Below are 6,454 nucleotides of genomic sequence, written 5' to 3'. Positions count from 1 at the left end.
TTTCCTAATTCGAGAAATATACCCAAACTGAGGTTTTTGAAATTCAATGATGAATGGAAAAATAAGAAACTGGGAGACTTAATGAATTTCAAAGTAACTAATTCTTATTCAAGAGATAATCTCAATTATGAATCAGGAACCGTAAAAAATGTTCACTATGGAGATATTCATACTAAATTTCAAACTCTTTTTGATTTAGGAAAAGAAAATGTCCCATATATAAATGAAGATATTCTTCTAAATAGGATTTCAGAAGATTTTTATTGTCAAGAAGGAGACATAATTTTTGCAGATGCTTCTGAAGATTTAAATGATGTTGGAAAAAGTATCGAAATTACAAATCTTAATGGAGAAAAATTACTTTCTGGTTTGCATACTCTTTTAGCAAGACCGCAAAAAAATAATTTTTCTAAAGGTTTTCTTGGATATTTATTAAAATCTGATTTTGTAAGAAATCAGATAAAAAGAGAAGCACAAGGCTCTAAAGTATTAAGCATTAATGTGGGTAGGATTTCTAATATTCATTTATCCTTTCCCTCACTTTCAGAACAACAAAAGATTTCTGAATTTCTATCTATTTTGGATAAGAGGATATTATGTTCAATGAAAATAATTGAGGGTTTAATAACGCAAAAGAATTTTATAATTAAAAAATTATTTAAACAAAATCTATCAGATTTAAATACAATTCTTTTAAGTGATTTCTTAAAAATTCCAAACAAAGTAAAGCCTAATATTATTGATAAAGAAAAATTGTTAACTGTAAAACTACATTTAAAGGGTGTTCATAAAAATGAAAATTCAGATTCACTATCATTAGGCGCAACAAATTATTTTATTAGAAAAAAAGGGCAATTCATCTATGGTAAGCAAAACCTATTTAATGGAGCTTTTGCAATAATTCCTGATAAATATGATGGTTTTTTATCATCCGCAGATGTCCCCGCTTTGGATATTAACGAAAATATAGTTAATGCTAAGTATCTATTTTATTTTTTTTCAAGAGAATCATTTTATAAAAAGTTAGAAGATATAGCTAGCGGCTCTGGAAGTAAACGGATTCACGAAAATACTTTATTGAATCTAAAAATTACAATTCCAAGTTTAGCTATACAAAATAAAGTGGCTCGTTTTTTATCAAAGTTTGATGAAAAAATAAACATAGAAAACGAATTGCTTACTCAATACGAAAATCAGAAAAAGTATTTATTACAAAATCTTTTTGTTTAAGCTTAAGTTCAAAGAGCCATGTCAGGTTTTGAACCTTGACAGGCTTTTTCATCAAACAAACAAATTAGTCAAAAGAAACTTCTTTTGAAGTTCTAACTTTTCTAAAATCTCTTTTTCTATATCAATTTTTTCTTGAATAGAAGATAAAAAATTGACTATTTTAATTTGCTCCTTTAAGGATGGTAATTTTATTGGCATTGATTGGAACATTGGTAATCTTAATGACTTCACTGTTGAGCCAACAGCTTGCGATTGCAAGTGTCTATCGTCGTTTAATATTTGATAGTAAAGAAATCTACCATTGATATGTAAAAAGTCGAAAATAGCATATGTCCTTTGATGTAAATCAAATTTTCCAACAAAATATTTAGGTATAAACTCTTGCCCTTCTCCAGGAACAATAATAGCTTCTTTATCAAATAGATATCGTGAACTTGTTCGAATATCTTGCGACCTGTCGAAAAACGTATAATCTCCATCTAAGATGGAGTCTGCTCTATTTGAAGAACCTGTAGTAATAGTAGAAATATTGCCTAAATATTCAACTCTCCAATCAGAAAAATGATTTCCATATTCATCTTTAAGTCTTAATTTCTGCGAAAATATTTTTTCACGGCTCCCTTTCATTAAGGTTTTTAACTTCTCAATTATTTTCCTTTGAGTTTGGATTCTTTCATCAATAGAAGTAAACAAAGATGAAATTTTGTTTTGTTCAGATAATGATGGATGATGAAATGAAAAATCATTCATCTGTTGCAAATTTAAATTTGGTTGAGCTCCAACAGAAATGGAATCTTTAATATATTTTTGCATTATATCAGATTTTAAAATCTGATATATAAAATTTATATTTTCATTTGTATTTAATCTTATAATTGCGAGTGCTTGATTCGTATTAGCAGGTAAAATTTCCTTTGTTACAATGTTAGTTTTTCCAATGGTTGCTCCTGCAATTGCGAAAAGTAAATCATTTTCCTCTAATATAGAACGTCTTAATTCTTTATAATGTACTTTCTCACCTATGTATAAACATTTTTCTGAATTAATTATATTATCTTCAAAACACTCAATTTTTATAAATTTTACACCTTCACTTACAAATTTTTTAGGTGTAGTGCCTTTTGTTATTAATTTGGTTAATTCACCTAACCTAATCATTTTCCAATCCCCTTCAAACTTTGGAAATCGTAAATTAGGAAAGGCAAAGATTGATTAAAACTCAGGTTAAAGCTCAATAACTAAAAATCCCCAATGTTAATTCATAACTTTTGAGACTAGTTAGAAAATCATTTAAAAATCAAAAAAATTATGACAAGAAAGAAGACATTGGCAGAAATCGCTGAACTATGGAAGAATGACAAAAAGCTGTATGTGAAAAAATCAACCTTTTCGGCTTATGTGCTGTTGTTGGAAAATCATTTATTGCCTGTATTTAAAGACTATTCTGAGATTGAGGACAAAGATGTACAGAAGTTTGTATTTCAAAAGCTAGAGCAGGGATTAAGTCAGAAAAGTATCAAAGACATTCTTATTGTTTTGAAAATGGTGTTAAAGTTTGGTGCAAAGAATAAATGGATTGAGTTTATCAATTTTGACGTTCAGTATCCTACAGTTCGTGAAACGCATACGATTGAAGTGTTGAGCAGAACGCATCAGAAAAAAGTGATGAGCTATATTCAGGAGCATTTTACCTTTAGAAATTTAGGTGTTTATATCTGTCTTTGTTCGGGAATGCGGATTGGCGAGATTTGTGCGTTGACTTGGGAAGATATTGATACCGATAATGGGATTATCAATATTCGAAAAACCATTCAGAGAATTTACGTCATTGAAGATGGTGAAAGAAAAACAGAATTGTTGATTGATACGCCTAAAACAAAAAATTCCATCCGGGAAATCCCAATGAGTAGAGATTTATTGAGAATGCTCAAACCTTTTAAGAAAATTGTGAATCCTGCTTTTTATGTACTAACAAACGATTCTAAACCTACGGAACCGAGAACTTACCGAAGCTATTATAAAAACCTGATGCGTTTTCTGGAAATTCCAGATATCAAATTTCACGGTTTGAGACACAGTTTTGCAACCCGTTGTATCGAAAGCAAATGCGACTATAAAACCGTGAGCGTTTTGCTTGGTCATTCGAATATCAGTACAACTTTGAATTTGTATGTGCATCCAAATCTTGAACAGAAGAAGAAAGCAATCGACCAGATGTTTAAAGCACTAAAATAGTTTTAGTTATCGTTGATAATTTCTTACATTTGGTAAAACTATCAATCACTTTGTCAGAACTCATACTTCTGACAAAGTTTTTAACCAAAACTCAAAACCGAATGTCAAGTCAGCCGGAATATATTTTAGAGCAGAAATTAGTAGAACAATTACAACAGTTAGGTCACAAAAAAGTTACAATATGTAATGAGGCAGACCTAATTAAAAATCTAAAGACTCAGCTCGAAATTCACAATAAAAAAACATTCTCAGATACTGAGTTTGAAAAAATCCTCAATCATCTTTCAAAAGGAAATGTTTTTGAAAAAGCTAAAACATTACGTGACCGTTTTCATTTTTTTAAAGACGACGGAACTTCGGAATGGATTGAATTTATCAGCCAAGACCATTGGTGTCAGAATCAGTTTCAGGTAACGAATCAAATTGCTCAGGAAGGAAACTTTAAAAACAGATATGATGTAACCATCCTAATCAACGGACTACCTTTGGTACAAATTGAGCTGAAACGCCGTGGTCTTGAAATGAAAGAGGCTTTCAATCAAATCAACCGTTATCATCATCAGTCTTTCAATGCTGGAAGTGGATTGTTTAATTATGTTCAGTTGTTTATCATAAGTAACGGAGTTAATACAAAATATTATTCCAACAACGCAAAGCAGACATTTAAGCAAACTTTCTTTTGGTCTGATGAACACAACAATAACATCACTCAACTCGACCATTTTGCTCCTGCATTTTTAGAGCCTTGTCATATTGCCAAAATGATTACCAAGTATATCGTTTTGAATGAAACGAATAAAATATTGATGGTTTTAAGACCTTATCAATATTATGCCGTTGAGAAAATTGTTGACAGAGTAAGAAATACCGATAAGAACGGTTTTATCTGGCATACAACAGGTTCGGGGAAGACATTGACTTCATTTAAAGCCAGTCAGATTCTGAAAGAAATTCCGAAAGTTGAGAAGGTTGTTTTTGTGGTTGACCGAAAAGATTTGGATTACCAGACTCAAAAAGAATTTGATGCTTTTGAAAAAGGAAGTGTGGATGCTACGGAAAATACAGCACATTTGGTTAAACAACTTTCTGATAATACTAAACTTATTGTAACGACTTTACAGAAGTTAAATACGGCAATTACCAAAGAAAAACACGGCAATAAAATTGACAAACTGAAAGATAAAAAGGTGGTTTTCATTTTTGATGAATGTCACAGAAGTCAGTTTGGTGATACGCATCAGAACATCAAAAAATACTTTAAAAATGCCCAAATGATAGGCTTTACAGGAACTCCGATTTCTGAAGTGAATTCAATTGGGAAAATAGACGGCGCTCCGGCAACGACGAATAGACTTTTTGAAGACTGTCTGCATAAATATGTGATTACAGATGCCATTCGTGATGATAATGTTTTAAAGTTTTCTGTGGAATATGTGGGAAGATACAAGGAAAAAGAAGGAAGCAATACGTACATTGATACTGATGTTGAAGCCATAGATACACAGGAACTGCTTGAAAGTCAGAAACGTCTTGAAAAGATTGCAGATTATTTAATAGCAGAATACGGAAGGAAAACGCATAACGGTACTTTTAATGCAATGTTTTGTGTAAGCAGTATTGATGTTTTGCAGAAATATTATGATCTTTTTCAGAAGAAAAAAGAGGAAAACAGGCACAACTTGAAAATTGCAACAATTTTCAGCTATGGAACCAATGAAGAGTCTAAAGATGCCACCGGAATTTACGAGGAACCGGAGTTAGGAATGGTCGCAGAAGTACAGGCACAATATGGAGATTCTCACAGCAGAAATGTGTTGGAAAGATATATTGGTCATTACAATGAAATGTTTGGAACCAATTTTACGACCAAAGACAGCCAGAGTTTTTACAATTATTATAATGATATTGCTAAAAGAGTCCGTAATAAAGAAATTGACTTGATTATTGTCGTCAATATGTTTCTGACAGGATTTGACAGTCCACAATTGAATACTTTATTTGTTGATAAAAATCTGAAATATCACGGATTAATACAAGCATTTTCGCGTACCAACAGATTGTTAGGCGAAAAGAAATCGCAAGGAAATATTGTTTGTTTCCGTAATCTAAAATCTGCAACTGATGATGCCGTAACTTTATTTTCTAATAAAGAAGCGATTCAGGAAATTATTATTCATCCGATTGAAGATTATATTGAGCTTTTCAATGCTGCTTTAGATACATTAAAGATTGTTGCTCCGGAAATTGACAGTGTCAACAATTATCAAACTGAACAGAAAAAATTTGAATTTATAACCGCTTTTCGTGAAGTAATGCGTGTTCTGAATGTCTTAAAATCATTTGCTGATTTTGATTTTGATAAATTAGAAATGACCGAATATGAATTTGATGGGTATAAAAGTAAGTATTTAGATATTTGGACCGACTTAAAAGGAAAAGTAGGAACAGAAGGAAAAACTAGTATTTTAGATGATGTTGACTTTGAGCTGGAATTGATTCATCGTGATGAAATCAATGTAAGTTATATACTTTCTCTTTTAGCCAATCTTACTGATTCAAATCTGAAAGGAGATAAATTAGAAAAAAAGAAAAAAGAAATTAGAGATATTCTTTCCGGAGATGCAAAACTGAGAAGTAAGAAAGAACTTATAGAAAAGTTCATAGAAGAAAATCTCCCTCATATTTCTGACGGAGACAACGTCAATGAAGAATTTGAAAAATACTGGAATAAAGAAAAAGCCTCAGCTTTTGAAAAAATTGCCACAGAAGAATCTCTGAATAAAGATAGATTTCGAGATGCTATAGACGACTTCCTTTTTACTTCTAAAACTCCAAAAATAAGTGAAACACTAAAGCTACTTGAAATAAAACCAAAGCTGACTGAACGTAATAATATCGGAAGGAGAATTATTCAGAAAGTGCAAGATTTTGTAGATGTATTTATTGATGGGGTGGCTTCGTAATCTTTAATCTTATTTACGGGTTTCCG

General features: G+C 31.2%; 4 protein-coding genes. 3 read left to right on the top strand and 1 reads right to left on the bottom strand.

Annotation, left to right across the window (positions count from 1 at the left end):
- On the top strand, window positions 1-1,230 hold a 1,230-nt coding region (locus tag ABD745_RS21215; RefSeq protein ID WP_344834929.1), incomplete at its 5' end, for a restriction endonuclease subunit S.
- A 51-nt stretch (window positions 1,231-1,281) separates the two neighbouring features.
- Here ABD745_RS21215 and ABD745_RS21210 read toward each other — a convergent pair.
- On the bottom strand, window positions 1,282-2,388 hold the full coding sequence (locus ABD745_RS21210) for a restriction endonuclease subunit S (RefSeq protein WP_344834926.1): 1,107 nt from the start codon (window positions 2,386-2,388) through the stop codon (window positions 1,282-1,284).
- Between the two features lie 150 nt (window positions 2,389-2,538).
- Between ABD745_RS21210 and ABD745_RS21205 the strand changes: the two genes are divergently transcribed.
- Window positions 2,539-3,465 carry a tyrosine-type recombinase/integrase gene (locus ABD745_RS21205; RefSeq protein WP_344834923.1) on the top strand — a complete coding sequence of 309 codons (927 nt, stop codon included), beginning with the start codon at window positions 2,539-2,541 and terminating at the stop codon, window positions 3,463-3,465.
- A gap of 101 nt (window positions 3,466-3,566) precedes the next feature.
- On the top strand, window positions 3,567-6,428 hold the full coding sequence (locus tag ABD745_RS21200) for a type I restriction endonuclease subunit R (protein ID WP_344834919.1): 2,862 nt from the start codon (window positions 3,567-3,569) through the stop codon (window positions 6,426-6,428).
- The last annotated feature ends 26 nt before the right edge of the window (window positions 6,429-6,454 follow it).

The organism is Chryseobacterium ginsenosidimutans, assembly GCF_039536845.1.
Taxonomy (GTDB): Bacteria; Bacteroidota; Bacteroidia; order Flavobacteriales; family Weeksellaceae; genus Chryseobacterium; species Chryseobacterium ginsenosidimutans_B.
This window is presented reverse-complemented; position numbering and strand designations above follow the sequence as displayed.